At 38.6% G+C, this 26,008-nt stretch carries 26 protein-coding genes and 1 riboswitch; of the genes, 16 read left to right on the top strand and 10 right to left on the bottom strand.

The genetic code is table 11. The features are described from left to right. Positions 1-6: 6 nt before the first annotated feature. Together MUW56_RS04615 and MUW56_RS04610 are read right to left on the bottom strand one after the other, a co-directional pair. Positions 7-1,170 (bottom strand): porin, encoded by a 1,164-nt coding sequence (locus MUW56_RS04615; protein WP_292012086.1) that lies wholly within the window; start codon positions 1,168-1,170, stop codon positions 7-9. A gap of 232 nt (positions 1,171-1,402) precedes the next feature. Then, positions 1,403-2,452 (bottom strand): linear amide C-N hydrolase, encoded by a 1,050-nt coding sequence (locus tag MUW56_RS04610; protein ID WP_292012085.1) that lies wholly within the window; start codon positions 2,450-2,452, stop codon positions 1,403-1,405. Between the two features lie 328 nt (positions 2,453-2,780). Here MUW56_RS04610 and MUW56_RS04605 point away from each other — a divergent pair, with 328 nt between their 5' ends. The 4 genes from MUW56_RS04605 to MUW56_RS04590 all read left to right on the top strand — a co-directional run bounded on the left by MUW56_RS04605 (position 2,781) and on the right by MUW56_RS04590 (position 6,618). After that, entirely contained in the window at positions 2,781-4,265 is a 1,485-nt protein-coding gene (locus MUW56_RS04605) for a GAF domain-containing protein (protein WP_292012084.1), read from the top strand. After that, positions 4,160-4,996, top strand: a complete 837-nt coding sequence (locus MUW56_RS04600; RefSeq protein ID WP_292012083.1) for a HAMP domain-containing sensor histidine kinase — start codon at positions 4,160-4,162, stop codon at positions 4,994-4,996. The genes MUW56_RS04605 and MUW56_RS04600 overlap by 106 nt, the downstream gene beginning before the upstream one ends. 26 nt (positions 4,997-5,022) lie before the next feature. Continuing rightward, on the top strand, positions 5,023-5,562 hold the full coding sequence (locus MUW56_RS04595) for a biliverdin-producing heme oxygenase (RefSeq protein ID WP_292012082.1): 540 nt from the start codon (positions 5,023-5,025) through the stop codon (positions 5,560-5,562). Between the two features lie 129 nt (positions 5,563-5,691). Continuing rightward, positions 5,692-6,618: a malate dehydrogenase gene (locus MUW56_RS04590; protein WP_292012081.1), complete on the top strand. Its 927-nt coding sequence runs from the start codon at positions 5,692-5,694 to the stop codon at positions 6,616-6,618. A 108-nt stretch (positions 6,619-6,726) separates the two neighbouring features. Here MUW56_RS04590 and MUW56_RS04585 read toward each other — a convergent pair whose 3' ends face one another. Together MUW56_RS04585 and MUW56_RS04580 are read right to left on the bottom strand one after the other, a co-directional pair. Further along, positions 6,727-7,641, bottom strand: a complete 915-nt coding sequence (locus MUW56_RS04585) for an alpha/beta hydrolase (protein ID WP_292012080.1) — start codon at positions 7,639-7,641, stop codon at positions 6,727-6,729. Between the two features lie 102 nt (positions 7,642-7,743). After that, the gene (locus MUW56_RS04580) at positions 7,744-8,610 is read right to left on the bottom strand and encodes an AraC family transcriptional regulator (RefSeq protein ID WP_292012079.1); all 867 of its coding nucleotides are present in this window, start codon (positions 8,608-8,610) and stop codon (positions 7,744-7,746) included. A gap of 154 nt (positions 8,611-8,764) precedes the next feature. Here MUW56_RS04580 and MUW56_RS04575 point away from each other — a divergent pair, with 154 nt between their 5' ends. From MUW56_RS04575 to MUW56_RS04530, 10 genes are all read left to right on the top strand, one after another. Beyond that, on the top strand, positions 8,765-9,517 hold the full coding sequence (locus tag MUW56_RS04575; protein WP_292012078.1) for a (Fe-S)-binding protein: 753 nt from the start codon (positions 8,765-8,767) through the stop codon (positions 9,515-9,517). Further along, positions 9,514-10,884: a lactate utilization protein B gene (locus tag MUW56_RS04570; RefSeq protein WP_292012077.1), complete on the top strand. Its 1,371-nt coding sequence runs from the start codon at positions 9,514-9,516 to the stop codon at positions 10,882-10,884. The genes MUW56_RS04575 and MUW56_RS04570 overlap by 4 nt, the downstream gene beginning before the upstream one ends. Next, positions 10,874-11,461, top strand: a complete 588-nt coding sequence (locus MUW56_RS04565; protein WP_292012076.1) for an LUD domain-containing protein — start codon at positions 10,874-10,876, stop codon at positions 11,459-11,461. Before MUW56_RS04570 ends, MUW56_RS04565 begins: the two co-directional genes overlap by 11 nt. A 121-nt stretch (positions 11,462-11,582) precedes the next feature. Continuing rightward, entirely contained in the window at positions 11,583-12,890 is a 1,308-nt protein-coding gene (gene fucP / locus MUW56_RS04560) for an L-fucose:H+ symporter permease (RefSeq protein WP_292012075.1), read from the top strand. Continuing rightward, a complete protein-coding gene (locus MUW56_RS04555) occupies positions 12,887-14,524 on the top strand; it encodes a UxaA family hydrolase (RefSeq protein ID WP_292012074.1) in 1,638 nt (545 codons plus the stop codon). The genes fucP and MUW56_RS04555 overlap by 4 nt, the downstream gene beginning before the upstream one ends. A gap of 15 nt (positions 14,525-14,539) precedes the next feature. Further along, a complete protein-coding gene (locus tag MUW56_RS04550; RefSeq protein WP_292012073.1) occupies positions 14,540-15,304 on the top strand; it encodes an SDR family NAD(P)-dependent oxidoreductase in 765 nt (254 codons plus the stop codon). 12 nt (positions 15,305-15,316) lie between these two features. Further along, positions 15,317-16,165, top strand: coding sequence for a fumarylacetoacetate hydrolase family protein (locus tag MUW56_RS04545; protein ID WP_292012072.1), 849 nt, complete (start codon positions 15,317-15,319; stop codon positions 16,163-16,165). Further along, positions 16,165-16,494, top strand: coding sequence for an L-rhamnose mutarotase (locus tag MUW56_RS04540; protein ID WP_292012071.1), 330 nt, complete (start codon positions 16,165-16,167; stop codon positions 16,492-16,494). The genes MUW56_RS04545 and MUW56_RS04540 overlap by 1 nt, the downstream gene beginning before the upstream one ends. Positions 16,495-16,497: 3 nt before the next feature. Then, complete coding sequence (locus tag MUW56_RS04535) at positions 16,498-17,319, top strand: amidohydrolase (protein WP_292012070.1); 822 nt, start codon at positions 16,498-16,500, stop codon at positions 17,317-17,319. A 3-nt stretch (positions 17,320-17,322) separates the two neighbouring features. Then, positions 17,323-18,102: an SDR family oxidoreductase gene (locus tag MUW56_RS04530; protein WP_292012069.1), complete on the top strand. Its 780-nt coding sequence runs from the start codon at positions 17,323-17,325 to the stop codon at positions 18,100-18,102. 199 nt (positions 18,103-18,301) lie between these two features. On the opposite strand, the gene MUW56_RS04525 is transcribed toward MUW56_RS04530, so the two are convergent. Together MUW56_RS04525 and MUW56_RS04520 are read right to left on the bottom strand one after the other, a co-directional pair. Further along, positions 18,302-18,865: a putative glycolipid-binding domain-containing protein gene (locus MUW56_RS04525; protein ID WP_292012068.1), complete on the bottom strand. Its 564-nt coding sequence runs from the start codon at positions 18,863-18,865 to the stop codon at positions 18,302-18,304. Between the two features lie 50 nt (positions 18,866-18,915). Further along, complete coding sequence (locus tag MUW56_RS04520) at positions 18,916-19,491, bottom strand: Crp/Fnr family transcriptional regulator (RefSeq protein ID WP_292012067.1); 576 nt, start codon at positions 19,489-19,491, stop codon at positions 18,916-18,918. A 133-nt stretch (positions 19,492-19,624) separates the two neighbouring features. On the opposite strand from MUW56_RS04520, the gene MUW56_RS04515 reads away from it, so the two are divergent. Then, entirely contained in the window at positions 19,625-20,971 is a 1,347-nt protein-coding gene (locus MUW56_RS04515) for a M28 family metallopeptidase (protein WP_292012066.1), read from the top strand. Between the two features lie 44 nt (positions 20,972-21,015). Here MUW56_RS04515 and MUW56_RS04510 read toward each other — a convergent pair whose 3' ends face one another. From MUW56_RS04510 to MUW56_RS04495, 4 genes are all read right to left on the bottom strand, one after another. After that, on the bottom strand, positions 21,016-21,552 hold the full coding sequence (locus MUW56_RS04510; RefSeq protein WP_292012065.1) for an N-acetyltransferase: 537 nt from the start codon (positions 21,550-21,552) through the stop codon (positions 21,016-21,018). An 18-nt stretch (positions 21,553-21,570) separates the two neighbouring features. Further along, the gene (locus tag MUW56_RS04505) at positions 21,571-21,963 is read right to left on the bottom strand and encodes a VOC family protein (protein WP_292012064.1); all 393 of its coding nucleotides are present in this window, start codon (positions 21,961-21,963) and stop codon (positions 21,571-21,573) included. Positions 21,964-21,983: 20 nt separating this feature from the next. Further along, complete coding sequence (locus MUW56_RS04500) at positions 21,984-22,769, bottom strand: hypothetical protein (protein ID WP_292012063.1); 786 nt, start codon at positions 22,767-22,769, stop codon at positions 21,984-21,986. Between the two features lie 121 nt (positions 22,770-22,890). Next, a complete protein-coding gene (locus MUW56_RS04495; protein ID WP_292012062.1) occupies positions 22,891-23,841 on the bottom strand; it encodes an RDD family protein in 951 nt (316 codons plus the stop codon). A gap of 178 nt (positions 23,842-24,019) precedes the next feature. On the opposite strand from MUW56_RS04495, the gene pafA reads away from it, so the two are divergent. After that, positions 24,020-25,666 carry an alkaline phosphatase PafA gene (gene pafA, locus MUW56_RS04490; RefSeq protein WP_292012061.1) on the top strand — a complete coding sequence of 549 codons (1,647 nt, stop codon included), beginning with the start codon at positions 24,020-24,022 and terminating at the stop codon, positions 25,664-25,666. 148 nt (positions 25,667-25,814) lie between these two features. After that, a riboswitch (cobalamin riboswitch) is annotated at positions 25,815-25,993 on the top strand. The last annotated feature ends 15 nt before the right edge of the window (positions 25,994-26,008 follow it).

Below are 26,008 nucleotides of genomic sequence, written 5' to 3'. Positions count from 1 at the left end.
TAAAGGTTAGAATCTACTCTGTACCTGAACAATGAATAGATTGTTGTTGTATTGCGAGGTGTTTTCCACCTGATATTTGTAACGGTCAAACTGTACGCCCAGCTGGATCCTTGCTCCGTAATTTTTCAGGAACTCCAGGCCGAACATCGGCGTAATGGTCTGTCTTGGGTTGGAAGCCATCCTGAAGTTGGTATCAAGATATTCGTAGCGGCATGACAGCTCGAAGGCGCTGAGGTTTTTGTGGTTGATCTCATATCTTACATTCGGAAGAAAGTAAACGCCACGAATCAGGTACTGATCCGGATTTTCGGGTCTGACCTCCGGGTCTATAGAATTGTACAGGACGTGATTGGTAGCCTGCTTGGCTTCCAGCTGCATATCAAGGCTCCATCGTGGATCAAATTTGATCAGAGAGCTTAAGTCAACGCCTAAAGCATATACTTTTTTACTGAATACTTCTCCGATTCCTCCATTCAGGCCTACATTGAAATTGTATTTTTTAGACAGCCCGAAAAGCAGGCGGGTAGAATATTGCTTTCCGTTGTCGTTGTCATTGACCTGGTTTTTCCCGTTTCCGTTCACTACAGAAACTGCATATTGGAAAGGAATCTCTCCCAGCTGAAGCTGTCCTGTTGCTGAAATCCCGATCTGGAAGCTTGTCCAGCCTAATTTACCGAATTCAGCGTATTGATTGGACCAATCGAGAGATTTAATGATGTCAATAGGATAGGTTTCTTCAATTCCGAACCAGGGTCTGAACTGTCCTACTGTAATGGCCAGCTTAGGATTAAAAGTATACTTCAAATAAGCATTTTCAAGAACTCTGCTTTTAGGGTCATTTTTGAAATCTGCTAAATTGGCGAGGGCAACTACTTCGGTACGTTTGCTGATCTGTGCCCTTACCTGAACCCTCATATATTTAAGCATGAAATTATTACTGGTTCCGGATCCGTCAGCATGATGAAGTCCGTTGACATCTACATCTTTTGTCATCCCTACGAGATAGCGTGCCTGAAAAAGCCCTTTGATCTGAAGCTGAGGATATTTTACATGATCTTCTTCCTGTTGAGTTTTGGTTTGTAAAGAATCCTGTATCTGGGCATTGGCTGAAAACCAGCAGGTAAGAATGCAGAGTAACAGGCTTTTCTTTTTGAGTGAAAAAAAGGCCATATCTTTTTGTTTACTGATTGTTTGTTGTTTTTATCACAAGGCCAAAAAGTACTTAAGAAGTTTTAAGGCCACCCCGGCAAATCGAAGATTTGCCGCCTCTCCCGAGAGAATATAACCCATCGGATAGGAGTTGTTTACATAATCTCCGGTTAGAAACCACGTGTATTTCCTGCACATTGGGTAGGGCACTTCAATAGCTTACATGTTGTATTCTCTGGTCTTGTGATTTATTCTAGTTTAATCCAAGGAATTTGAAAGGTACTGCTTCTTTAAAATCAGTATTTGTTTTCCCATTGTAAGTATGGAAGCTGCTTAGATCCAGTTTCATGACTTTTCCTTTTGGGCTTAGGTCGAAATCCTTAAGATCTACCCAGAAGGTATTGGGGGTAAATACTGTTTCAAAATAGTAGACCAGATTTTTTTGGTCTGAAACAGAGCGCCATCTTGTAGAAGAAATATTGGGTTCTGTTGCCGAAGTAATTCCATAAGGAACGGAGCAGTTTCTGATAACACTGAAAACACTGGCTACGGCACTACGGGTATCGGCAGTTTGCGGAATGGCATTGATATAATAAGAGGCTCTTACGAATCTGTCTGCGGCGCGGTTGGTGCCCGGAAGCATAACCGTTCCCGGAATTCCCTTCCAGTAATTATTAAGTGCAAGTTGTTCTTCAAAGACAGGAGAGTTGGTCATCACTGTATATGATGGATCATGATGGATCACCAGTTTACCATTGATGTATTCAAATACGGCATTGTCGCCTGAAGCATCGGAAATGGAAAGGTGTATTGTTGTAAATCTTTCGGTTCCCGGAATATAATCGCTTACAATGACAAAGGGCTCTTTTCTTGAAAATTCCACCGCTTCTTTTACGGTCGCAAAGTTGTCGAGATAATACTGTGCCCATAAAGAAATGGAAAGTCCCTTTTTACTTCCCTTTGGATCGAATTTGGGGTACTGTGATTCGCCTAACCATAATAAATTGGCGACCAGTCCTTTTTCGTTCATTCCGTCTGCTGAAGCGATATCCCAGCTGGAACTGATGATGCTTCCGTATTTAGAGGTCCATTTTACAGATTTTGGTCCGGTCTGTCCGGTGTGTTCTATGCCTTTTGGAAAGACCCAGAGATTGGCAGGGATTTCATCACGCCAGTCCATAGAGCGGGCTGTAATGACGGTGTTTTGTGGACCTTTGTAAACAACCCGTGTACATGCTTCTGACGGATTCCATAATCCTATTGAAAGAACAAGAGAAAATAAAATTAATGGGAACTTTTTCATAATAGTATTATTTGAATTTAAATTTTATGTTGAATTTTTTGTGAATAATTCAATGGATTATTGCCTGTATTCATTATTTGGTGACATAAATTTAGAGAAATTTGTTTAAATAACATAATTATTTTAGCGGATAATGTGTTATTCATGTTATGAATCATATATAAAGGGGCAGATACCCGCTATATCAGTTTTTTTTCTTATATTTTAGAAATATCCCAGTAAAACATGACGAAAATAAAGAATGCTTCAATAAAACGGATACCAGTTTTCCGGGTCTTGAAAAAATTACATACCACACGACACGGGCTGTTAAAAAAAAGCCCTATCTTTGATTGATAGACTGACAGCTTATATGAATTTTGTAGAATGCCATGAAGAACCTATCCATATTCCAGGGTATATACAAAGTTTTGGTTATTTGATTGGCATTGATGCGGAATCCCGTTCCATTACTTTTTTCAGCAGGAATATTTCGGATTTATTTAAAATCGATCGCTTAGATGAGCTGTTCGGGAGAAAACTTACGGATTTCCCGGAAAGTTTTCAAAATATTATCGCTTCAGATTTCTACACTTCACTGGACAGGTTTACCAGAAGGGAAAATGAAACGTATTTCGACAAAATTTTTATCCATCAAAAAGAATATCATTTTTCTGTTTTTAAAAGCGGAAATTCTGTCTTTTTAGAATTTGAAAAAGTCCTGATCAATCCTGATAAACGGATCTCCAATAAATATGATAATTTTTATGGCATAGATAATCCGCCGGAACTTTGGAACCATTTGCTGGAAACCCTTTCAAAGGTGGTGAATTATGACCGGATGATGGTCTATAAATTTATGATGGATGGTTCAGGAAAGGTCATAGCAGAGAAGAAAAATGATGATATGGAGAGTTTTCTGGGACTACATTACCCGGAATCTGATATTCCAAAACAGGCCCGGGAGCTGTATCTTAAAAAAAGGAAAAGAATTTTCAGTAATATTTATGCTGAAACAGTTCCGATCGTAAGCAAAACCGAAAAAAACATTGATCTTACTTTTGCGGCCTCCAGAGGGATGTCTCCTATTCATGGACAATATCTTAAAAACTCCGGGGTTTCTTCCAGTTTCAGTGTTTCGATTATTATTGATAATCATCTTTGGGGACTGGTAACATGTCAGAATATTGAACCTAAGCATATTGATCTTGAAGACAGGGTACAGGCCGGAATTTTTACGGCCCTGGCAGCCAATGCCTATTCTTCATTTAAATCTAAAAACGAACTGAATTACCGGTTGGAGCTGAATGAGAGATTGGCAGAGCTGAAAACAGACTTTTTAAAACATACCTACCTATTGGATTCTCTGATTGAAAATAAATCGGAGATCAAAAATTTACCTGAAGCTGACGGTCTTGCCATTGTTTCAGAAGAGCATATCGTGACAGAAGGAGTGACTCCTTCCATAAAAATTATTAACAATATCCTGCAGTGGGCATTAGAAAATACGGAAGAGCAGATTTATGTCAGCCGGGAATTTCTGAAAAATTACGGTGATGAACTGGGACTTTCTGAGAATGCAGCCGGGATCATTATTTATTTTATTGAGCGGGATAAAAATGAAATGCTGATCTGGTTCCGTAAGGAATTTGATGAACATATCAACTGGGCCGGTAATCCTGAAAAGAACATCGGAATATTCTCTCAAAATGGAGAGGAAAAAAGATTGTGTCTCCGAGAACGTCCTTCCGCATTTTTACAGAGAATATTAAAGGATATTCAAAAAGATGGAGTTCCAGGAATATCAGTGCCGTTCATGCTGTTCGTGATCTGATCCTGGAGACTTCCCATAAAAATTACAATGCGATCAAAAGGCTTAATGATGAGCTTAAAAAGGTGAATGAGGAACTGGACAGTTTTTCATATACCATTTCTCATGATTTGGGAACCCCGCTTACGGTTATGAAGCTGAACGCACAAATGCTTTTGGGAAATCTTACCATTGATTCGGAGAAAAGTAAAAAGAAGATCAATACGATCATTGAGGAAATAGACAATATGGCGGAAATGATGCAGGATGTTTTACAGCTCAGCCGTGCAAAGCACAGTGAAATTCAGCTGGAAAGTTTGAAAACAGATGGTACGATCCGCAAAATTTCTGAAAATGCGAAGATGACTTATGGCAGTTCAAAAAGTGAGGTTGTGATCAAAGAATGTCCGGATGTACTTGCTGATAAGACAATGCTTCATCAGGTGTTTTTAAATATCATCAACAATGCTGTAAAATACTCTTCCCATCAGGACCAGCCGAAAGTAGAGATTGAGGGAACAGAGGATGGGCAGACCATTGTGTACCGGATTTCAGATAACGGAATCGGGATTCCTGAAGAAGAGAAACATAAGATGTTTAAAATTTTCAACAGGCTGGATAATGCGAAAAAGTTCAAGGGAAACGGAGTCGGGCTGTCCATCGTTCATCGGATCATGAAAAGGATTGGTGGAAATGTAGATTATGAGAGCAATAAAGACGGAACTTCTTTCATTTTAACGTTTAAAAAGCCTTAAATTTGAGAAACTTTTAAAACGTTATTATGGTATCAGAATATTTAAAACAAAACACCGCAGACTATCATGATGCAGCTGAAAAGCTTTTTAATTCTGAAAAAATTTTTAATAAAACTTTCACTTTAGAAGATTATAAAAAGATCATTCACACGAATTATCTGATGCTTCTTCACAGTGAGGATCAAATTTTCAGCAGCCTTTCTGATAAATATTCAGAAAAGCTTCAGCTTAACGAAAGAAAAAAACTTTCTCTTATTGAAAAAGACCTGAAAAGCCTTTCTCTGGAAAATCAGACCGCTTCCCACAACCTTGAATTTACTAATGAGCATGAAGCATTGGGAGCAATGTATGTGATCGAAGGTTCTACTTTGGGAGGAAATGTAATCGCCAAACAGCTTTCTAAAACGGAAGGTTTTGATGAGGTTACTTTTAACTTTTTCGGATGCTATCAGGAAAATACAGGGCCGATGTGGAAGAGCTTCAAAGAGGTTCTGGATACTGAAGTGGCTGAAGAAAACTATGGCAAAGTACTTTCCGGAGCAAAAAACTCTATACATTTTTACTGAACGTCAACTAATTTATTTTAATTCTAATTAAATTCCTGAAAAATTGCGCATTTTTTCAGGAATTGTTAAATTTGGGGAGTTTCAAATTTAAAACTTAACTAACAAAAAAATAATTTAAAAAGTAACAATATGAAAGTAACTGTAGTAGGTGCAGGCGCTGTAGGAGCAAGCTGTGCAGAATACATCGCAATGAAGAACTTCTGTTCAGAAGTAGTTTTGGTAGACATTAAAGAAGGGTTTGCTGAAGGGAAAGCAATGGATTTGATGCAGACAGCGTCGCTTAACGGATTCGATACAAAAATTACCGGGACAACAGGAGATTACAGTAAAACTGCAGGTTCTCATGTAGCAGTAATCACTTCAGGGATTCCAAGAAAACCAGGAATGACAAGAGAAGAATTGATCGGTATCAATGCAGGTATCGTGAAAGAAGTTACTGAAAACTTAGTAAAACATTCTCCGGAAGTTATCATCATCGTAGTTTCCAACCCAATGGATACGATGGCTTACCTTGTACACAAAACTTCAGGTCTTCCTAAGCACAAAATCATCGGAATGGGTGGTGCATTAGACTCTGCAAGATTCAAATACAGACTGGCTGAAGCATTAGAAGCCCCGATTTCTGATGTTGACGGAATGGTAATCGCTGCCCACAGTGATACAGGTATGCTTCCATTATTGAGCAAAGCTACAAGAAACGGTGTTCCTGTAACTGAGTTCTTAAGCGAAGAGCAACAAAAATATGTAATCGAAGAAACCAAAGTAGGCGGCGCTACTCTTACTAAATTATTAGGAACGTCTGCTTGGTATGCTCCGGGTGCAGCTGTTTCTGTAATGGTTCAGGCCATTGCATGCGACCAAAAGAAAATGATCCCTTGTTCATTGATGCTTGAAGGAGAATACGGACAAAATGATATCTGCTTAGGAGTTCCTGCAATCATCGGAGCAAACGGAGTAGAGAAAATCGTAAACGTAACGCTGACTGCTGAAGAGCAATTGAAATTCGCTGAAGCTGCCAATGCGGTGAGAGAAGTGAACGGAGATTTGAAATTCTAATTGATTAGACTTTATATAAATTGGAAACCGCGCCTGAAAGGCGCGGTTTTTTTGTGATTATCGGCGCGGCCAAAGGCCGCGCCGATAATTATTTTCACAAGACTTCTGTCATTTTACCTGGCTTATAAACCCCTTCACAGCATTCACAAAGTCTTTATTTTTTTCATAATACAAAAGATGTCCGCCATCAATGGAAACCACTTTCTGATTGGGAAACTGAAAGGTCTTATAATGCCGGGTTCCGACTGCTTTATCCTTTTTTCCTGTGATAACCAATACAGGAACGCGCATATCTCTGGTCATGGGAGCATAATCCATGTAATATTCAGGAAAATCTTCCGGTTTTGAAATGACTGCCCTGCCGAAATCGATGATCCGTGGATGAAGAGAATCAATTTTATCCGATTGTTTTATGGTTTCGATATCCTCAGTAAGGAATTTATACCCGATTCTCTTTTTTCTTAGTGCACTGCTTATCTTGGAAAGCTCCGAAGACAGGCTGTCTTTGGAAACTGCTCTGTTTTTTACTTGTAAAAGGCTGTTCCCGTATTCAATCTGTTCGGTGACAGATTCATTATTCAGAAAATGAAGGGTGACGTTAGCAAGAATAAGTCCTTTAGTATGCTGAGGATATTTTTTAGCATAACTGACGGCAATGATTCCGCCAAAGGAATGTGCCAGCAAGAAAACTTTCTTTAATTTCAGGTGCTGTCTCAGCTCTTCAATGTCCTGAACCATCTTTTCCAGATGATAATTTTCCGATGTGCCCGATTCTCCTGAACCCCGCTGATCCATATAAACCATTTGCATATTTTTTTCCAGGCTGTTTCCGCCCATCAGTTCAAAGGACGGATATCCCTGGCCGGGACCTCCGGGAATATAGATGCAGGTTTTTCCTTTTCCGGAAACTTTATATTTTATTTTGATATGATCTGAGGTTTTGAAAAAGCCTTCATAGCTCTTGCTTTGAGCTACAGCAATCATCGATAGGAAGAAAAAAATAAATAATGCGATGGTTTTCATATACTAATAACAGTTGAGAAAAGCTATTTATTACTTTTTCTATATATTGTTTTTTTGAAAAAGAAATTTTAAAGTATTGCAGATATGAACTTTGGGTAAGCCTTATTTTCTATAGAGTTGTTGATATTTGAGAGGGCTTTTACCGGTAATATTTTTAAAACATTCATGGAAGCTGGTAAAATTGTTGAAACCGCTGGCAAAACAAATCTCCTTTACAGAAATCTGGTCTTCTATTAATTTTTGGCAGGCATCACCAATGCGTATTTCATTAACAAACTGGGTGTAGGTTTTTCCTGTTTTGGACTTAAAGAATTTACAAAAAGAGTTGGGGCTGAGACTGGCAATCTCTGAGATTTCCTCCAAAGTAATCTTCTCTGTATATCTGGATAAGGTGTAGTTGTAGATCTCCTGAATCCGGCGTTTTTCATCCTCATTAAAGTGATATTTGAAATGAGATGAAGCTAAAAAATCATATTCTATAGAAGTACTGATGCAGGATAAGGCTTCCAATAAATTAATGATTTTCATCGTCCCTGCATTGTTGATAATCTCCGGAATTAACTGTGTCAGCTTTTCACGGGTTTTTCCTTTGATTTGAAGCCCTCTTGAGCTCAGAATAAGCATTTTTTTCAACTCATAATTTTCCGGAAGCTTTAAAAAATCTCCACCCCAGAAATTTTCATCAAAATGAATCACGAAGACCTCCACTTTGTTTCTTTTGGGATTTTCAAAGTATTTTGGATCAAATTGCCAGTAATGAGGCAGGTTTTTTCCAATCAATGCCACATCTCCTTCCTTAAACCTTTCAATATTGTTTCCTACGTATTGGGTTCCGGAGCCTTTTCGGAAATAGATAAGTTCCAGGACCATATGATAATGCCATTTATTATTCACATCAGGCATTATATCCTTTCTCGCACTGAAAGAATGTAATGCATGAGACGATATTGAAAGGAACTGAGGTTTCATTATTTAGTTATTTCATCATATATGAGATAAAAATATGATTTTCTGGATAATATAGCTTAATGATTGGATAAAATGTTGGAATTTTATTTTTGATATAAAGGCTAATTTAGGTGAATAAAATGTAAATTTTTGTTTAAATATTTATTAAATTAATATGAAAGTTGGGTTATTTATACCATGCTATATAGATTTGCTGTATCCTCAAGTTGGAATTGCTGCCTACACTCTTTTAAAAAAACTGGATGTGAACGTGGTGTACCCAATGGGACAGACATGTTGTGGACAACCCATGGCTAATTCCGGTTATGGGCATCTCACCTGTGAAACCAATAAGAACTTTATTCAACAATTCAAAGATTTTGAGGCAATAGTAGCACCTTCTGGGAGCTGTGTTCTTCATATAAAGGAACATCTGAAGGGAGAAAATGGCAGAGAAGAGGATAAGGCTGTACATATTCAGGAGAATATCTATGAGTTGACAGAATTTCTGACAGATGTATTAAAGATCGATGATCTGAAGGCATCTTTTCCCCATAAAGTCGGATTCCATCAAAGCTGTCATGGGCAGAGAGGCTTGCATCTTTCGGGAATGAGTGAGCTGACTGCCGCTTATTTTTCAAAACCGGAACAATTACTGCAGCAAGTTGAGGGAATTGAATTGATTCAGCTGGATAAACAGGATGAATGCTGTGGTTTTGGCGGAACATTCTGTATTACGGAAGAAGCTGTTTCTTCTAAAATGGGAAAGGATAGGCTGACAGATCATATTAAAAACGGAGCAGAATATATTACAGCCTGTGACATGTCCTGCCTGATGCACCTGGAAGGTATTGCGAACAGAGAAAAAAGAGGCGTGAAAATCATCCACATTGCTGAAATTTTAAATGCCGAAAATTTAAACAGATGAAAAGCCATGCCTCTTTAGCAGAACAGTTTAACCGGGATGAAAATCGGGTGGACTGGCATAATGAAACGTTATGGTTTGTCCGGGAGAAAAGAGACAGACAGAGCCATCAAGTCTCCGACTGGGAAAAATTAAGGGAAGTGGCTTCAAAGATAAAACTGAACGTTCTTTCAAATCTCGATATCTATTTAATGGAATTTGAAAAAAACGCCTTGACTAATGGAATAAAAGTACACTGGGCTAAAGATGCTGAAGAGCATAACAAGATTGTACTTTCTATCCTTCAGGATCATCAGGTGAAATTTATGGTAAAGAGCAAATCTATGCTGACAGAAGAATGTCACCTGAATGATTATCTTGAAAAAAATGGTGTTGAAGTAACCGATACCGATCTGGGTGAAAGGATTGTTCAGCTTGCTAAAGAAACGCCGAGTCATATTGTATTGCCTTGTATCCATAAAAAGAAAGAAGAGATCGGTGAAATTTTCCATCAATATCTCAATACCCCTAAAGGACTTTCGGATCCTCAGATGCTTACTGAAATAGCACGTCAGGATTTAAGAAAGAAATTTTTACAAAGTCAGGCCGCATTGACAGGAATTAACTTTGCAGTGGCAGAAACAGGAGAATTTGTAGTCTGTACCAATGAAGGAAATGCAGATATGGGAGCCCATCTGGCAAAAGTACATATTGCCTGCATGGGACTGGAGAAAATAATTCCGAAGCGCGAACATTTGGGAGTTTTTCTTCGCCTCCTTGCCAGAAGTGGTACGGGACAGCCTATTACTACTTATTCCAGCCATTTCAGGAAACCCAGGGCAGGGCAGGAAATGCATATAGTGATTGTTGATAATGGCAGGTCAGAACAACTGAGTAAAGAGAAATTCAGAAATTCATTAAAATGCATACGCTGCGGAGCGTGCTTCAATACTTGTCCTGTATACAGGCGGAGTGGGGGGCATAGCTACCATACGGCGGTTGCCGGCCCAATCGGATCTATTCTGAATCCGATACGGAATATCGCTGCCTATAAAGATCTGCCTTTTGCTTCTACTCTATGTGGTTCATGTACCCATGTATGCCCGGTACAGATCGATTTGCATCAGCAGCTATATGAATTAAGACAAGAGATTATCGCTTCCGGAATGGGAGAACCGGTGAAAAGTTTCTCAATGAAAATTCTGGCACGATCACTAAGCCATGTAAAAAAATATGAAAAGCTAAGGCGAACAATGAAATTCGGCTATCGTTATGCTCCATTCCTGCTTAAAAACAATGCAAACCCTTGGTATAAACATCGGGAAATGCCGGAAATGCCCAAGGAAAGTTTTAAAGAATGGTACCAAAAAAATATAGGAGATGGGAAGTAGAGAAGATATTTTATCAAAAATAGCAAAAGCTAAACCTGTAGGAAATGAACTGCCGGAAGATTTATCATTTATTTCCATAACTGAAAATTTGTTGGAAACATTTGTGCTGGCAGCTCAGAATAATGGTTCACAGGTAACATTGGTAGAGGATACAGCAGAGATTCTGGCCTATATCAGTGAAAATGTTGCCCCGGAAAAAAGAATAATTTTTAATATCAAGGAATTTCGGGGAGAAAATGCAGAGGTAACAGATCAGGAAATGAATGACCCCCATACGTTGGAAGATGTGGAGATAGCAGTGATAGAAGGAAGTATAGGCGTAGCCGAAAATGCTGCCGTTTGGATTACGGAAAACCAGATGAAGTACAGAGCTTTGCCATTCATCACCCAACATCTGTTTGTGATCCTGGAGGCAAATAAAATAGTTCCCTTACTGCACGATGCTTACAAAATCATACCGGTAGAAGACGGATTCTCTTGTTTTATTTCAGGTCCTTCTAAAACAGCTGATATTGAGCAATCATTAGTGATTGGTGCACATGGAGCGAGAAGTCATCATCTATTTTTAGTGAAGTAATTCAGTATATGCAAAAATTAAATACAATCATTTAAATCATAGCCGCAAAAAGATTATGGATTTAAAATTAATTTTTAACCATTGAGTTTCAGGTTAAGGATAACTTATAGATTATCACACTATGCAAAATATAACACCAAAACAATCAACAAAAATTCCATCAGAAAGAAAAAATTATCTCTTTCCACTGATTCTTGTTACCAGCCTCTTCTTTTTTTGGGGGTTTGTTCATAATTTGGATCCTGTGCTTATTCCTCATTTGCGGAAAGCATTTCAATTGACTGATTTGCAATCATCCCTGGTAGATTTTTCTGTGTTTATTGCCTATTTTCTGATGGCTATTCCTGCCGGAAATGTAATGCGGAAATATGGTTATAAAAGCGGAATTATATTAGGATTGTCCCTCTTTGCGCTAGGAGCTTTCCTTTTTATTCCGGCAGCCAATACTAAGATGTATATTTTCTTTTTGGGCGCTCTCTTTATTATCGCTTGCGGACTGGCATTCTTAGAAACCGCCGCCAACCCTTATGTAACCATATTGGGGCCGGCAGAGACAGCAACACGAAGGCTCAACTTTTCGCAGTCCTTCAACGGGCTGGCGGCATTTATAGCACCAATTGTCGGCGGTAAATATATATTGAACGGGCAGTCTCTTACCGATGTACAGATAAAGGCTCTTTCTCCTGAGAATCTTGATAGGTATATCAAACAGGAATCTGCCAGTGTGAAGGGACCTTATCTTATTCTGGGAATTATTATTGTGGTGGTGATGTTATTGTTTGTTTTTACAAAACTACCGGACATTAAACATGAGGATGATGGAGATTCATCCAAAATTTCCAATGCCTGGAAACATAAACACCTGAGATGGGCCGTAGCCGCACAGTTTTTTTACGTAGGGGCTCAGGTATGTGTACTCAGCTTTTTCATCCGCTTTATTGTTGTTTCTGCAGGAATTACAGAAAAAAATGCAGCCTTTTATTCCGGATTGGCAGGGCTGGCTTTTATGTTGGGACGTTTTGTAGGAACTTTCTTTATGAAGTTTGTAAAACCTAATATATTACTAATGATATATGCTGTTCTGAGTATGCTACTTACTTTAGTTGCCATATTCGGGGAAGGAAATATGACCATTTATGCATTAATTGGAGTAGCTTTTTTTATGTCTATTATGTTTCCAACTATCTTTTCGCTGGGTATTGCAGGGTTGGGAAAAGATACCAAAATAGCTTCATCCCTCATTGTAATGTCTATTGTCGGCGGAGCTATTCTGCCATTGGGATTGGGATATATATCAGATTTTACACATAATATCCAATATGGTTATATGGTACCTTTCATCTGCTTTATTGTTGTATTTGCATTCGGCTTGTATGGCTGGAAACCTGCTGGGAAATCCCCAGAGAACATTTTAGAAAACAGATCATGAAAAATAAAGTTTTAAAAATTAATCAAAAAGATAACGTCCTTGTAGCATTACAGGATATTAAGGATGGTGAAGAGGTACTGTTCGAAGGTCAGAAGTATAAAGTATTGGAACGCATTCCGGCAAAACATAAATTTTTCATGCAGGATCTTCCGCAGGGAAGTGATGTATTGATGTATGGAGTATTGGTGGGAAAGACCCAGTTGGAGGTGAAGAAAGGAGAGCGCATGAGTGTAGAAAATACCAAACATGCAGCAGAGCCATATGCTTATAGAGAAGCAGAGTATCACTGGAAAGCTCCGGATGCTGCACGGTTTAAAAACAGAACATTTGACGGTTATCATAGAAGCAACGGAGAAGTGGGAACGGCAAACTACTGGCTTTTTATTCCTACTGTTTTTTGCGAAAACAGGAATCTGGATGTTATTAAAGAAGCCCTGCATAATGAATTGGGTTATGCCGTAGGAGATAAATATAAAGAATATACCCATCATCTGCTGGAAGCTTATCAGAAAGGAGAGAATCTCGAGAATATTTCTTTAACCCCGGTTATAGATCCTAAAGAAAGAGTTTTTAAAAATGTAGATGGGATTAAGTTTCTTAACCATAGCGGAGGTTGTGGCGGAACAAGGCAGGATTCAGCAATCCTGAGCAAATTGCTGGCTTCGTATGCAGACCATCCTAATGTAGCCGGAGTTACCATATTAAGCCTGGGTTGCCAGCATCTTCAGGTGGAGAATTTAAGAAAAGACTTGCAGGAAAGAAATCCAGAGTTTGATAAACCCCTTTTTGTTTTTGAACAACAGGGATCACAAAGTGAAGAGGCCTTGATTAAGCAGGCCATTCATGACACTTTTATCGGGTTGACTGAAATTAATAAAATAGAACGGAAACCTGCGGGGCTGGATAAACTCGTATTGGGCGTAAAATGTGGAGGGAGTGACGGATTTAGCGGTATTTCTGCCAATCCGGCAGTGGGGCATACTGCAGATATATTGGTAAGTCTTGGTGGAAAGGTATTGCTGGCCGAGTTCCCTGAACTTTGCGGTGCCGAGCAGGAAATGATCGACCGGGCGGTAAATAAAGAAATTGCAGAGAAATTCATCAGGTTGATGACAGAATATGACGCCTTAGCCCATCAGGTGGGCTCAGGGTTTTATATGAATCCTTCGCCGGGAAATATTAAGGATGGGCTGATTACAGATGCCATAAAATCAGCTGGAGCCGCCAGAAAAGGCGGGCTTTCCCCGGTTACGGATGTGCTGGATTATACTGAAAAAGCAATTAAGCCAGGGTTGAACCTGGTTTGTACTCCCGGAAATGATGTAGAGGCTACCACCGGAAAAGCCGCTTCAGGAGCTACTTTGATATTGTTTACAACAGGTTTGGGAACGCCAACGGGAAACCCGGTTTGCCCTACTATAAAAGTAGCCACCAATTCTGCATTGGCCATGAGAATGGCCGATATTATTGATATTGATACAGGCCCCGTCATTGAAGGAGAAAAAACAATAGCAGAAATGGGAGAAGATATATTAGATTATTGTATAGAAGCAGCAAGCGGAAGAATAATACCAAAAGCAGTGCTGCTGAATCAGGATGATTTTATCCCCTGGAAAAAAGGAGTCAGTTTATAATTTAAAAAAAATAAAATGTTTTCATTAAAAAATAAAATAGCAGTCGTTACCGGAGGTGGAAGTGGTATAGGAAAAGCCATTTCGGAATTATTTGCAGAACAGGGAGCGGAAGTTCATATCCTGGAACTCAATGAAGCTAATGGATCCGAAGTTTTGTCAAATATAGAAGCTAAAGCTGGGAAAGCCTATATACATGCCTGTGATGTTTCAAACCATCAGCATATAAAAGATATATTTATGCATATCGGACCCATTCATATTCTGGTGAACAATGCGGGTATCGCACATGTAGGGAAAGCAGATACTACTTCGGAAGAAGATTTTGATAAAATAGTTTCCGTGAATATAAAAGGAGTATACAATTGCCTGCATGCTGCAATCCCCCAGCTGAAAGTATCCGGCAATGGAGTGGTGCTTAATCTGGCTTCAATTGCAGCTTTGGTAGGTATTCCTGACAGATTTGCCTATAGTACGGCAAAAGGCGCTGTGAAAGCAATGACGATGAGTGTTGCTAAAGATTATATTCATGACAATATCCGTTGTAATTCTATTTCCCCAGCAAGGGTTCATACCCCTTTTGTAGACGGCTTTCTGCAAAAAAACTATCCGGACAGGGCAGAAGAGATGTTTCAGAATCTTTCCAAAACTCAGCCTATTGGAAGAATGGCAACCCCGAAAGAAATTGCAGCATTAGCATTATATTTATGCAGCGATGAAGCGTCTTTTATTACAGGATGCGATTACCCGATCGACGGAGGATTTACAACATTAAATAACTAATTTTAGAGGAAGATGAAATTGATAAGATACGGCGCAGAAGGCCAGGAAAAACCAGGCGTAATAATTGATGAAAAATATTATGATGTTTCTCACCTGGTAAATGATTATGATGAAAAATTTTTCTCTGGAAATGCTATTGAAGAGATGAAAGAGAGAATTATGGCAGGAGGGCTTACGGAAATTGATAAGAAGGTAAGGCTGGGAGCGCCATTGGCACGGCCGTCAAAGATTGTATGTGTAGGGCTCAACTATAAAGACCATGCCGCAGAAACCAATATGCCCATCCCCTCAGAGCCGATTTTGTTTTTTAAAGCAACTTCAGCGATAGTAGGGGCAAATGATGATTTAGTTATTCCGAAAAACAGTACAAAAACAGACTGGGAAGTGGAACTGGCAATTGTAATCGGAAAAAAAGCCAGTTATGTAGAACCTGAAGATGCTTTTGACCATATTGCCGGATATGCCCTGCATAATGATTACAGTGAAAGAGCTTTTCAGATTGAAAGAAACGGACAGTGGGTAAAGGGAAAAAGTGCAGATACTTTTGCACCTATAGGACCTTTTATCGCAACAAAAGATGAAATAGATAATGTTAATAATCTCCATCTTTGGCTGAAAGTAAATGATAAAATGATGCAGAATGGGAATACGTCCAACTTTATTTTTGATGTAGCTTATATCGTAAGTTATATCAGCCAGTTTATGACCTTATTGCCGGGAGATGTTATTTCAACCGGTACACCTGCCGGGGTGGGAATGGGACAGAAGCCTGAAGCCTGGTATTTAAAACCCGGTGATATTGTAGAATTAGGTATTGAAGGGCTGGGAACAAGTAAACAAAACGTAAAATCTTATTCTTAATGAAGAAATATACGCTGGCGTTGGATCTTAAAGATGATGAAAATCTGATCCGCCAATATGAGGAATACCATCAGAAGGTATGGCCGGAAATTCTGGAAAGCATTCAATCTTCCGGAGTCCGGAGTATGGAAATATACCGCACAGGAAACCGCCTCTTTATGATGATGGAAGTGGAAGAGGAGTTCTCTTTTGAAGCAAAAGCCGAAGCTGATCAAGCCAATCCTAAAGTTCAGGAATGGGAAACTTTAATGTGGAATTATCAGCAGGCATTGCCCCATGCTAAGCCAGGAGAAAAATGGATGATAATGAGTAAAATCTTTAGCCTGTAAAAAATGGTCGACGCCCACGTACATTTCTGGAAATATGATAAGATTCGGTACTCCTGGGTTGATGACAGCATGTCCGTCATCCGGAAAGATTTTCTGCCTTCGGATATTGATGGATTACTGATGAATAATAATATTGAAGGGATTGTTGCGGTTCAGGCAGATCAAAGTCTGGCAGAAACTCAATTTCTACTGGAGCTGGCAGAGAAATATCCTAAGATCCTGGGTATTGTAGGATGGATTGATTTTCTGAGTGATCATTTTGAAGATCAGCTGCAGACGTTCAAAAACTATCCTAAAATAAAAGGTTGGCGTCATATTGTTCAAGCTGAGCCCAAAGGCTTTCTCACCCATCCTAAATTTGTAGAAAATATCAGAAAATTACAAGTATATCAGTATACTTATGATATTTTAATCTACCATTCCCAGATGGAAGAGGCGATCAGTTTTGTAAGAGAACTTCAGGATCAGAAATTGGTTTTGGATCATATCGGAAAACCTGATGTGAAAAATCTGGAGATTGCATCCTGGAAAAGGAATATTTCCATATTGGCCCAGTCAGAGAATGTCTATTGTAAACTTTCGGGATTGGTAACCGAAGCTGAACGGGGAAAATGGACAAAAGAAATGCTGGAACCTTATCTGGATATTGTGTTCAGATATTTTGGAACATCCAGAATGATGTTTGGCAGCGATTGGCCGGTAATGCTTTTGAATACAGAGTATTGTGAATGGCTAGAACTTATAAGAGAATATATACAACAATTCAGCAAAGAAGAACAAAAACAGATCCTTGAAGGGAATGCTATTCATTTTTACAATTTATAACATATGGATTTACAACTCGAAAATAAAATCATTGTCGTAAGCGGCGGAGCTAAAGGAATTGGAGAAGGAATTGTACGGGTGTTGGCTCAGGAAAAAGCGGTTCCTGTTATTGTAGGAAGAAATGCGGAAGACAATCAACAATTAATTGATGCCCTGACCTCCGAAAATCTTACCGCTCATGCTGTAGTGGCAGAGCTTACCCAACCTAACGAGTGCCGGAAGGCGATTGATGATATCATGGCCAAGTTTAACAGAATAGACGGTCTTGTCAACAATGCCGGCGAAAATGACGGTGTTGGATTGGAGAATGGAAATTATGAAGCCTTCATGCAATCATTACATAAGAATCTGGTTCATTATTATCTTCTGGCTCATCATGCCCTTCCAGCCTTGAAAAATAGCAGAGGAAGCATTGTCAATATCGGAAGTAAAACCGCTGAAACCGGCCAGGGTGGAACCTCAGCTTATGCTGCGGCCAACGGAGGAAGAAATGCACTGACCAGGGAGTGGGCCGTAGAATTGCTGCCTTACCATATCCGGGTAAATGCCATTATTGTAGCGGAAGCATATACTCCTTTGTATGAAAAGTGGATCAAAACTTTTGAGGATCCGCAAGCCAAACTTAAAACAATAACAGATAAAATCCCCTTTGAAAAAAGAATGACTACTACCGAAGAGATAGCCAATATGGTGGCCTTTTTACTTTCGGAAAAATCTAGCCATATGACAGGTCAGCTCATCCATGTGGATGGCGGCTATGTACATCTGGATAGAGCTTTATAAAAAAACACAATTATTATATTAGCATTTGATTTTTTCAGAGGAGAGGCTGTCCCTATACTTGATTTTACAAATATAGGGGGCAGCCTTCTTGTTTATTGCGGATTGTTATTTGAAAAGGGTCAGAGTCTTATTGTTTTTTGGATCTATTCAAACATAGGGATATTGGTAAAAGTGCCCAGAATAAAGGTTGTATACTATTTTACAGGTTTTGTAAGAATTCACTAGTCTTTTCAAACAGCTTAGGGTAACTGATCACTAATCCTGCTTCATCTACTGAAATCTCTGCTTTAAAATCGGTTTCAATATTTTCATAGAGATATTTATTGAGGGCTGTTCGGGTATATTGTTGTTTGGCAGGTCTGATATGATGGTTTAAAACATCAATATAAATAACATCGATTTTCCGGGAGCTGTTCTCCGCAAGCTTTAAGTTGTTGATCGGTAGCGTATTGGTAAATGGGGTTAAAGAAATATCAATGTATTCAAAGCCTTTAAAATCCGGATGGATCACATTATTGATTACCCATTCATCCTGCCGTTTTTTTCCTGTGAGTATATTTTTAATGGTATTGATTTCAGATTCAATGACAAATTCCAGAACAGTCCAGTCTTGAGTGATGAGAATTTTGTAATCGGCTGTATACATTTTATTTTCATAACATCCAATAATTTTTGATTCTATGGTGTAGCGGTCCCCGTTTTCTTTTATTTTAAAATATTCAAGAGACTGATAAAGGATTCCCTGCCAGATTAATGTTTTCATGTTACTTGGATTTATGTTGAGATAATATTTCGGATATTGGAGAGGCATGGTCATTCATTAGAAATTCTCCGTTTTCTGATCCTGCTTAATGTTTCTCTTGCCACCCCTAAAAATGAAGCCAGTTGAGTAAGGGGTATGCGCTGCATCATTTCAGGATATTGGGTTTCCAGATAGGCTAATCTTTCCTGGGCCGTATAAAGTTTGAAAAGATTGGAAAATTCTTCCTGTTTCAAAGCAAAGCGGCGGATACAATGGCGCCCCAATGCTTCTATTTCAAGAGATTCTTTGGCTGCTTCGAATAGTTTTTCTTTATCAAAAATAATAGTTTCTGCTTCCTCACAAGCTGCTATAGTAAACTCTGAGGGCCGCCCGCTTCCAAAGCTGTTGATATTGGTAGCAATTTCATTTTCAAAGAAAAAACCTGTATTTTTTACCACTCCATCTATTTCATAATAACTTTTGCAGAATCCTTTATCCATAAAAAACAGGGACCTACATACTTTGCCTTCCTGCAGCATCAGCTCGTTTTTCTTAAAGCTTTTTTCAGAGAGGGCCGGCTGGAGCAAATCCCAGCTTTTATCGGAAAAAGAAGTAAGAGAACGGATATAGTGTAACAGGTTTTCCATATTGAATTTTTTATTCTTATCTATTTTTTTAATCAGAATAAAGTTTTTCAAAGGTCAGTATTTTTTGTTACAATCGCCAGTTCAAGATTCATTTATTATGAGTAAATTGCAATAGACCGGCTGTATTTGCATTATGAAAAAACTGATTCTTCCTTTATTTTTTATTCCTGTTGCCATGAATGCCCAACAGATTGTTCACAAAGATGCTGAAATTGCAGATTATGTTTCACAGGTGAATATAGATTCGTTGAAAGGGCATATCAATACATTGGTAAGCTTTGGAACGAGACACACGATGAGCGCTACTACAGATCCTAAAAGAGGAATTGGAGCGGCAAGAAGCTGGGTATTGAAAAAGTTTAAAGAGTATGGCAGGAATACAGATGGAAGAATGGAAGCTTTTATACAGAATCAGACGATCCAGCCTGATGGAAAAAGAATAGACCGTCCTACGGATCTGGGAAATGTTATCGCTGTTCTCCATGGAACCAATCCTGATGATAAAAGGCTGTTTATGGTAAGCGGGCATCTGGATTCAAGAGTAAGCGACGTCATGAATACAAAAGATAATGCTCCGGGAGCCAATGATGATGGGAGTGGAGTGGCAGCGCTCATAGAAAGTGCAAGAATACTAAGCCGGTCTAAATTCCCTGCAAGTATTGTTTTTGTAGCTTTCTCCGGAGAAGAGCAGGGATTGCTGGGTTCAAAAATGCTTGCGGAAAAGGCGAAAAATGAGAACTGGCAGTTAGAAGCTTTGCTGAACAATGATATGATTTCAAATCATCTCAGCAGTGAAACCAATCTTACCAATACCCACCAGTTAAGAGTCTTTTCTGAAGGCTTACCCCAATATGAATTGGATAAAAAAGCTCAGGGGATCAGAACATTGGGATTGGAAAATGACGGGGAAGCCAGGCAGTTGGCAAGGTATATTAAAGAAACTGGGGAACGCTATACAGATCATCTGGAGGTGAAATTGATCTATAGAAATGACCGGTTCTTAAGAGGCGGGGATCATACCCCATTTGTTGAAAAAGGGTTTCCTGCTGTAAGACTGACCGAGTTTAATGAAAATTTTAATCATCAGCATCAGGACATCAGAAAGGAAAATGGTATCCAATATGGGGATTTACCTGAGTTTATGGATTTTGAGTATTTTAAAAAGAATGTAAGCGTTACTCTTTCTGTTTTGGCTAATCTGGCAAAATCTCCTTCCCAGCCTCAAAATGTAAAAATAGAAGTAGAGAAACTAACCCATTTTACGACCTTATCCTGGGAAAAACCAAAATTTAGTGATCAGATCCACGGTTATTATGTTTTAATGCGTGATACAGATGCTTCGATGTGGCAAAAAAAGTTTTTCTGTAAAGAGACTTCTGTAAAGCTGCCTTATTCTAAAGATAATTATTTCTTTGCTGTACAGGCTGTAACCGTCTCAGGAAACGAAAGTCTGATCGTTATTCCGAAAATATCAAAATAAAAAGGTCAGGTGAATCCTGGCCTTTTTGTTTTGATAATACATGATTATTCCAGATCCAAAGTCATAAAAACAGCGATCTCATCCGGGTGATCATATAATCTCGTATTCACACCGGTAATATTGAACCCCATTCTTCGGTAAAACTGAATGGCGGGGTAGTTGGTATTCTGTGTTTCAAGTTCAATCACCCTGCAGTTTAATCTACGGGCTTCCTTAATGATCCTTTTAATCAGCTGTACTCCGGCTCCCTGTCTTCGGTATTGTTCATGAACCAGAATGTTTTCGATGTAAAAACTGTTGTTCCACGTTCTTTGCTCACCGATGATCCAGCCTATGAGTTCCTGATTGTCGTAGACTCCGAAAGAACTGCCTTTTTCGATGACTTCATTGAGTGATTCAATGTCATCAGCGTTCGTTTCCCATCGTTTGGTATAAGGCAGGGATTTTTCTTTTAAGGTGAATTCAAAAATACGGGCGTACTCAATGGATGAAACGGAATAGATCTTATCCGTGATGTAGCCGTTGTGACCCCAGCCGATGGTGGGATTGGTATTTAATTTTTCCAGTTTTTTTATTTCCATAGGGTTTGGAGATTAAGTTTACTGCATCTCAGTACAGATTTCTACTAAATAATTATCAGGATCTTTGATGTAGGCTGTTTTCTGTCCCCAAGGTTTTACGGCAATATTTTCATACAGGACAGCACCGTTTTGAACAGCTTTTTCAATGAGTGCTTCCACCTGGTCAGTTACGAAACCCAGTTCTATCCCGAAAGGCTTGTTTTCTGTTTTAGAAATAATAAAGCCCTCTTTTATATTTGAGCTGGCTAAGTCTACAGAGGCAAAGGAAATGGTGGTTTCTCCTGTCATCAGTTCTCCGTAATCTTTTTCCGGAGTGATGAATTTTATTTCGGTATCAAATGTATTTTTATAGAAATTCATCGATCTTTCTACATCTTCCACATACAGAATGACATATTTAAATTTGATCATAATGTTGAGTTAAATGGGATTTATTTTTTATGTAATATATGGTTTTCATCTATCATAAGCTCAATATGAGGCCCGTTAAGAGGATAATATTTCATACCTCCAAAATGACCAAAATGAAGCGGATATTTTTGGGAAAGATCTCTTACTTTGCTTCCGAACGAATTGATATTGACAGATTGAATGTGATTCTTGTATTGTCTGCCATTAGTAAAAAAAAGCATTAGGTTACACTGACTATTAAAATCATAATCGTTGTAATAAAACACATGAAGGTTTTCTTCGTTGCATATTGGAATTAAGTCATTGATGAAATCTTTTTTATAGACTAAAGGCAGGTTGCAGTCAATTCTGATCGAGAAATTTTCGGCATTGTTTTGTTTGAAATCTGATCCCACCATCTGGATAAACCGATGCTCTATCGTTTCAAATTTCTCTTTTTCGGGATGATAGTTTTTACTGAATTTTGTTTTAAAAGGAATTTTATCATCTAACCGTACTGCATTTTCCTGAAGAAGCAGCTCTTCTATGCCGGCAGCCAGTTGAAAATGATAATCGAAAAGCTGGCGATCTCCTGTTGCAATGACTAATTGATGATCATTAACACTAATAAAAAGATATGTTCTGGGAAATTGTACTTTTAGATCTTCCAGCTTTTGGATGAAGCCTTCCACATTATCCACCTGAACCCTTGTTCCCAGTTCAGCCCCATTATCGGCATGCCCGCCATATCCTCCAAAAAACTTGAAAAATTTGAATTGGTATAAATTTTCAGGAAATTTAAAATACCAGTATACTCCTAAAATCATAGCGGAACTGTTAATCTATTGAATGTTGATCAAAAGTAATTAAAATTTTGCACCTGGCCCTGTTCAATAAAAAAACGCATCATATGATGCGTTTTAAATAATCTTTATCATTTTCAAGACATTAGAACTGATAGAGTTCTCTCCATTTGAATAGGGGTTTGTAAGTATCAATCCAATAGTTGCTTTTGGAAATCCCGATATCATAGCCTGAGGTTAATGTTATGTTTAAGATATCCGTATCCTTTTCATAAACCTGGCTGTCGATAAATTTTTTTACAGCCTGTTTCACCTCTTTATTATGGATGATGTATTCAGGGTCTTTCATATTGGCTATATTATTCTTGAATTGAATCACAATAGTATAAACCTGCGTATTATTATTTAATGGAAGGGTATTTACTGTAATACTGGCGTTGGCAATTTCTTCCTGTTTCATGATGTTTTCATATAAAGGAATCAGTTTTTTGGCAGTGGAATTAGTGGTAAAATTGTAAACTGATGTACAGATGATGATGACAATAAGTCCCCCGGTAATATAAAATGACCGTTTATTTATTGGAAGCATCAGTTTAGCCATGCTGTTTCTGTAATTCTGAACCACATAGGTTCCGGCGACAAGGTCATGAACCGATTGCCTGGTTTCTTTATTGGCAATATAAAATACGATGATTCCGATACCTAATGTCATGATCAGAATAGACTGGATGATTGTCAGTACTGAGAAAGGTGTTAGTCCGGGGATTTTATATCCATTAAGAAAAAATGGCGCTGTAAATATCAAAGCCCTGATAAAAGAAGTTTTCAGGGATATGAATTGACCTGTACAATCAACGACCTGAATATTCATCATTTTTTTTCCTATGGTCTGCCCTTTATTAAGGGTAGAATTTAAAAGAGAAAAATAAGCGAGTGCAATAAACCATCCGATCAGTTTTCCTTCACTGCCCAACGAAATAAAAAAGTTTTTGAATAAAGCTGTCAGGATAAACCCAAAAATTCCCAGAATAATACTGTCGATTAATAAAGCCCAGATTCTTGTCCAGAATCGGGATAAAAGTAAATTTGTTTCCATGATTACTGAGTTTTTAACGGGGGCAAAAGTAATGAAAAAATGTTCTGTTTTTTCTAAAATAATAGCCGTAAAATATATTGTACGTAATAAAAACACGTTTATTTTTAAATTTGAATAAAATTTCATACGCCAAAACTTTCAAAACGCTTAAATTTGTGGTCAATAAAAATTTACTTGGATGCTTAGGAAAATTTCAATTGCGGCCGCTACTTTCTTGTCCGTAGTTACAATCAATGCACAGAAGAACAGAAATACCCAACTGGAAAGACCCAAATTAGTAGTAGGTTTGGTAGTGGACCAAATGCGTTGGGATTATTTATACCGTTTTTACAACAAGTTTGGAAATGATGGTTTCAAAAGGTTACTGAATACAGGATATTCTTTAAATAATGTACATATTCCTTATGTTCCTACCATTACGGCGCTGGGCCATACATCTATCTATACAGGATCTGTACCTGCGATCCACGGAATTGCGGGAAATGACTGGACAGATAAGGAAACAGGGAAAGGAGTATATTGTACTGCGGATGAAAGCGTTCAGCCGGTAGGTACAACAAATACAAAAATCGGGAGCCATTCTCCTAAAAACCTTTGGTCTACAACAGTTACCGATGAGTTAAGATTAGCAACCAATTTCCAGGGAAAAGTAATCGGTGTTTCCCTGAAAGACCGTGCCTCTATTCTTCCTGCGGGCCATACACCCAACGGAGCTTTCTGGTTTGACGACAGTACCGGAAATTTTATTACGAGTACATGGTATATGAAGGAACTTCCTCAGTGGATCAGGTCATTCAACTCTCAGAATTTACCGGAAAAGCTAGTGGCTAATGGCTGGAATACCCTGCTTCCGATCAACCAGTATACGGAAAGTTCACCAGACAATTCTGCATGGGAAGGATTACTGGGAAGTGCAAAAACCCCTACATTCCCTTATACCAGCTTAGCAAAGGACTATCAGGAAAAGAAAGATAATATCCGTTATACGCCTTTCGGAAATACACTGACCTTAAAATTAGCTGAAGCTTCTGTAGAGGGAGAGCAGCTAGGAGGAGATAATATCACAGACTTTTTAGCGATCAATTTAGCATCTACCGATTATGCAGGGCATAAATACGGGCCTAACTCTATTGAGGTTGAAGATGTTTATATCAGACTAGACCAGGATTTAGCACAGTTTTTCAGCTATCTGGATTCCAAAGTAGGAAAAGGACAGTATACTGTTTTCCTTTCTGCTGACCACGGCGGAGCCCATTCTGTAGGATTCCTTAAAGAGCACAATCTTCCGACAGGTTTCTTTGGAGAAGGAATGGAAAAGAATCTTAACCAAAAGCTGAAAGATAAATTCGGAGCAGATAAACTGGTCAATGCTATTGATAACTATCAGGTTTACTTTGACAGAAAAGTATTGGCAGACAGCAAACTTGAACTGGATGATGTAAGAAACTTCACCGTGAAAGAACTTGAAAAAGACCCTACGGTTTTGTATGCTGTTTCTGTAGACAGAGTTCAGGAATCCAGCATTCCGGAGCCCATCAAGCAGAGAATTATCAACGGGATCAACAGACAGAGAAGTGGGGATATCCAATTGATTTCTCACGATTCTATGCTTCCGCCATATTCTAAAACCGGAACTACACACAGTGTATGGAATTCTTATGATTCACATATTCCATTGATCTTTATGGGTTGGGGAATTCAGCATGGAGAAAGCAATAAGGCTTACCATATGACCGATATTGCACCTACGGTTTCTTCTTTACTGAAAATTCAGTTTCCAAGCGGAAATGTTGGAAATCCAATCACAGAAGTTATCGGTAAATAATATAACAATACCTTTATACAATATAGGGCTGCCTCAGATAGTGAAGGCAGCTTTTTATTTTACATTATCAGGAGGATTCTGCAAGAGAGATAAAAAAACGGATTACAGGTCTCTAAAACCACTTTTTTGTCCAATGCATTTAAAAAGCTATATTTGCAAAAATTTTGGTTTCCAACATATTGGAATGAAAAGGGAATCGGGTGTAACTCCCGGACTGTCCCCGCAACTGTAAATCGCATGTCAAGATTCTGTAAAAAACCACTGTAAAAAAACGGGAAGGTGCAGAAAGCGAAAGTCAGGAGACCTGCCAGGATAATAATCAAAATATATTGCTTTCGGAGG

This window comes from Chryseobacterium sp. (assembly GCF_022869225.1).
Classification (GTDB): Bacteria; Bacteroidota; Bacteroidia; order Flavobacteriales; family Weeksellaceae; genus Chryseobacterium.
The sequence above is the reverse complement of the archived record's forward strand: the minus strand, read 5'-3'. Positions and strand labels throughout refer to the sequence as shown.

Bases quoted from the DNA above. Each gene is read 5' to 3' on its own strand.
- MUW56_RS04615 (WP_292012086.1), bottom strand. From the start codon at position 1,170: ATGGCCTTTTTTTCACTCAAAAAGAAAAGCCTGTTACTCTGCATTCTT.
- MUW56_RS04610 (WP_292012085.1), bottom strand. From the start codon at position 2,452: ATGAAAAAGTTCCCATTAATTTTATTTTCTCTTGTTCTTTCAATAGGA.
- MUW56_RS04595 (WP_292012082.1), top strand. From the start codon at position 5,023: ATGGTATCAGAATATTTAAAACAAAACACCGCAGACTATCATGATGCA.
- MUW56_RS04590 (WP_292012081.1), top strand. From the start codon at position 5,692: ATGAAAGTAACTGTAGTAGGTGCAGGCGCTGTAGGAGCAAGCTGTGCA.
- MUW56_RS04585 (WP_292012080.1), bottom strand. From the start codon at position 7,641: ATGAAAACCATCGCATTATTTATTTTTTTCTTCCTATCGATGATTGCT.
- MUW56_RS04580 (WP_292012079.1), bottom strand. From the start codon at position 8,610: ATGAAACCTCAGTTCCTTTCAATATCGTCTCATGCATTACATTCTTTC.
- MUW56_RS04575 (WP_292012078.1), top strand. From the start codon at position 8,765: ATGAAAGTTGGGTTATTTATACCATGCTATATAGATTTGCTGTATCCT.
- MUW56_RS04570 (WP_292012077.1), top strand. From the start codon at position 9,514: ATGAAAAGCCATGCCTCTTTAGCAGAACAGTTTAACCGGGATGAAAAT.
- MUW56_RS04565 (WP_292012076.1), top strand. From the start codon at position 10,874: ATGGGAAGTAGAGAAGATATTTTATCAAAAATAGCAAAAGCTAAACCT.
- fucP (WP_292012075.1), top strand. From the start codon at position 11,583: ATGCAAAATATAACACCAAAACAATCAACAAAAATTCCATCAGAAAGA.
- MUW56_RS04555 (WP_292012074.1), top strand. From the start codon at position 12,887: ATGAAAAATAAAGTTTTAAAAATTAATCAAAAAGATAACGTCCTTGTA.
- MUW56_RS04550 (WP_292012073.1), top strand. From the start codon at position 14,540: ATGTTTTCATTAAAAAATAAAATAGCAGTCGTTACCGGAGGTGGAAGT.
- MUW56_RS04545 (WP_292012072.1), top strand. From the start codon at position 15,317: ATGAAATTGATAAGATACGGCGCAGAAGGCCAGGAAAAACCAGGCGTA.
- MUW56_RS04540 (WP_292012071.1), top strand. From the start codon at position 16,165: ATGAAGAAATATACGCTGGCGTTGGATCTTAAAGATGATGAAAATCTG.
- MUW56_RS04535 (WP_292012070.1), top strand. From the start codon at position 16,498: ATGGTCGACGCCCACGTACATTTCTGGAAATATGATAAGATTCGGTAC.
- MUW56_RS04530 (WP_292012069.1), top strand. From the start codon at position 17,323: ATGGATTTACAACTCGAAAATAAAATCATTGTCGTAAGCGGCGGAGCT.
- MUW56_RS04525 (WP_292012068.1), bottom strand. From the start codon at position 18,865: ATGAAAACATTAATCTGGCAGGGAATCCTTTATCAGTCTCTTGAATAT.
- MUW56_RS04520 (WP_292012067.1), bottom strand. From the start codon at position 19,491: ATGGAAAACCTGTTACACTATATCCGTTCTCTTACTTCTTTTTCCGAT.
- MUW56_RS04515 (WP_292012066.1), top strand. From the start codon at position 19,625: ATGAAAAAACTGATTCTTCCTTTATTTTTTATTCCTGTTGCCATGAAT.
- MUW56_RS04510 (WP_292012065.1), bottom strand. From the start codon at position 21,552: ATGGAAATAAAAAAACTGGAAAAATTAAATACCAATCCCACCATCGGC.
- MUW56_RS04505 (WP_292012064.1), bottom strand. From the start codon at position 21,963: ATGATCAAATTTAAATATGTCATTCTGTATGTGGAAGATGTAGAAAGA.
- MUW56_RS04500 (WP_292012063.1), bottom strand. From the start codon at position 22,769: ATGATTTTAGGAGTATACTGGTATTTTAAATTTCCTGAAAATTTATAC.
- MUW56_RS04495 (WP_292012062.1), bottom strand. From the start codon at position 23,841: ATGGAAACAAATTTACTTTTATCCCGATTCTGGACAAGAATCTGGGCT.
- pafA (WP_292012061.1), top strand. From the start codon at position 24,020: ATGCTTAGGAAAATTTCAATTGCGGCCGCTACTTTCTTGTCCGTAGTT.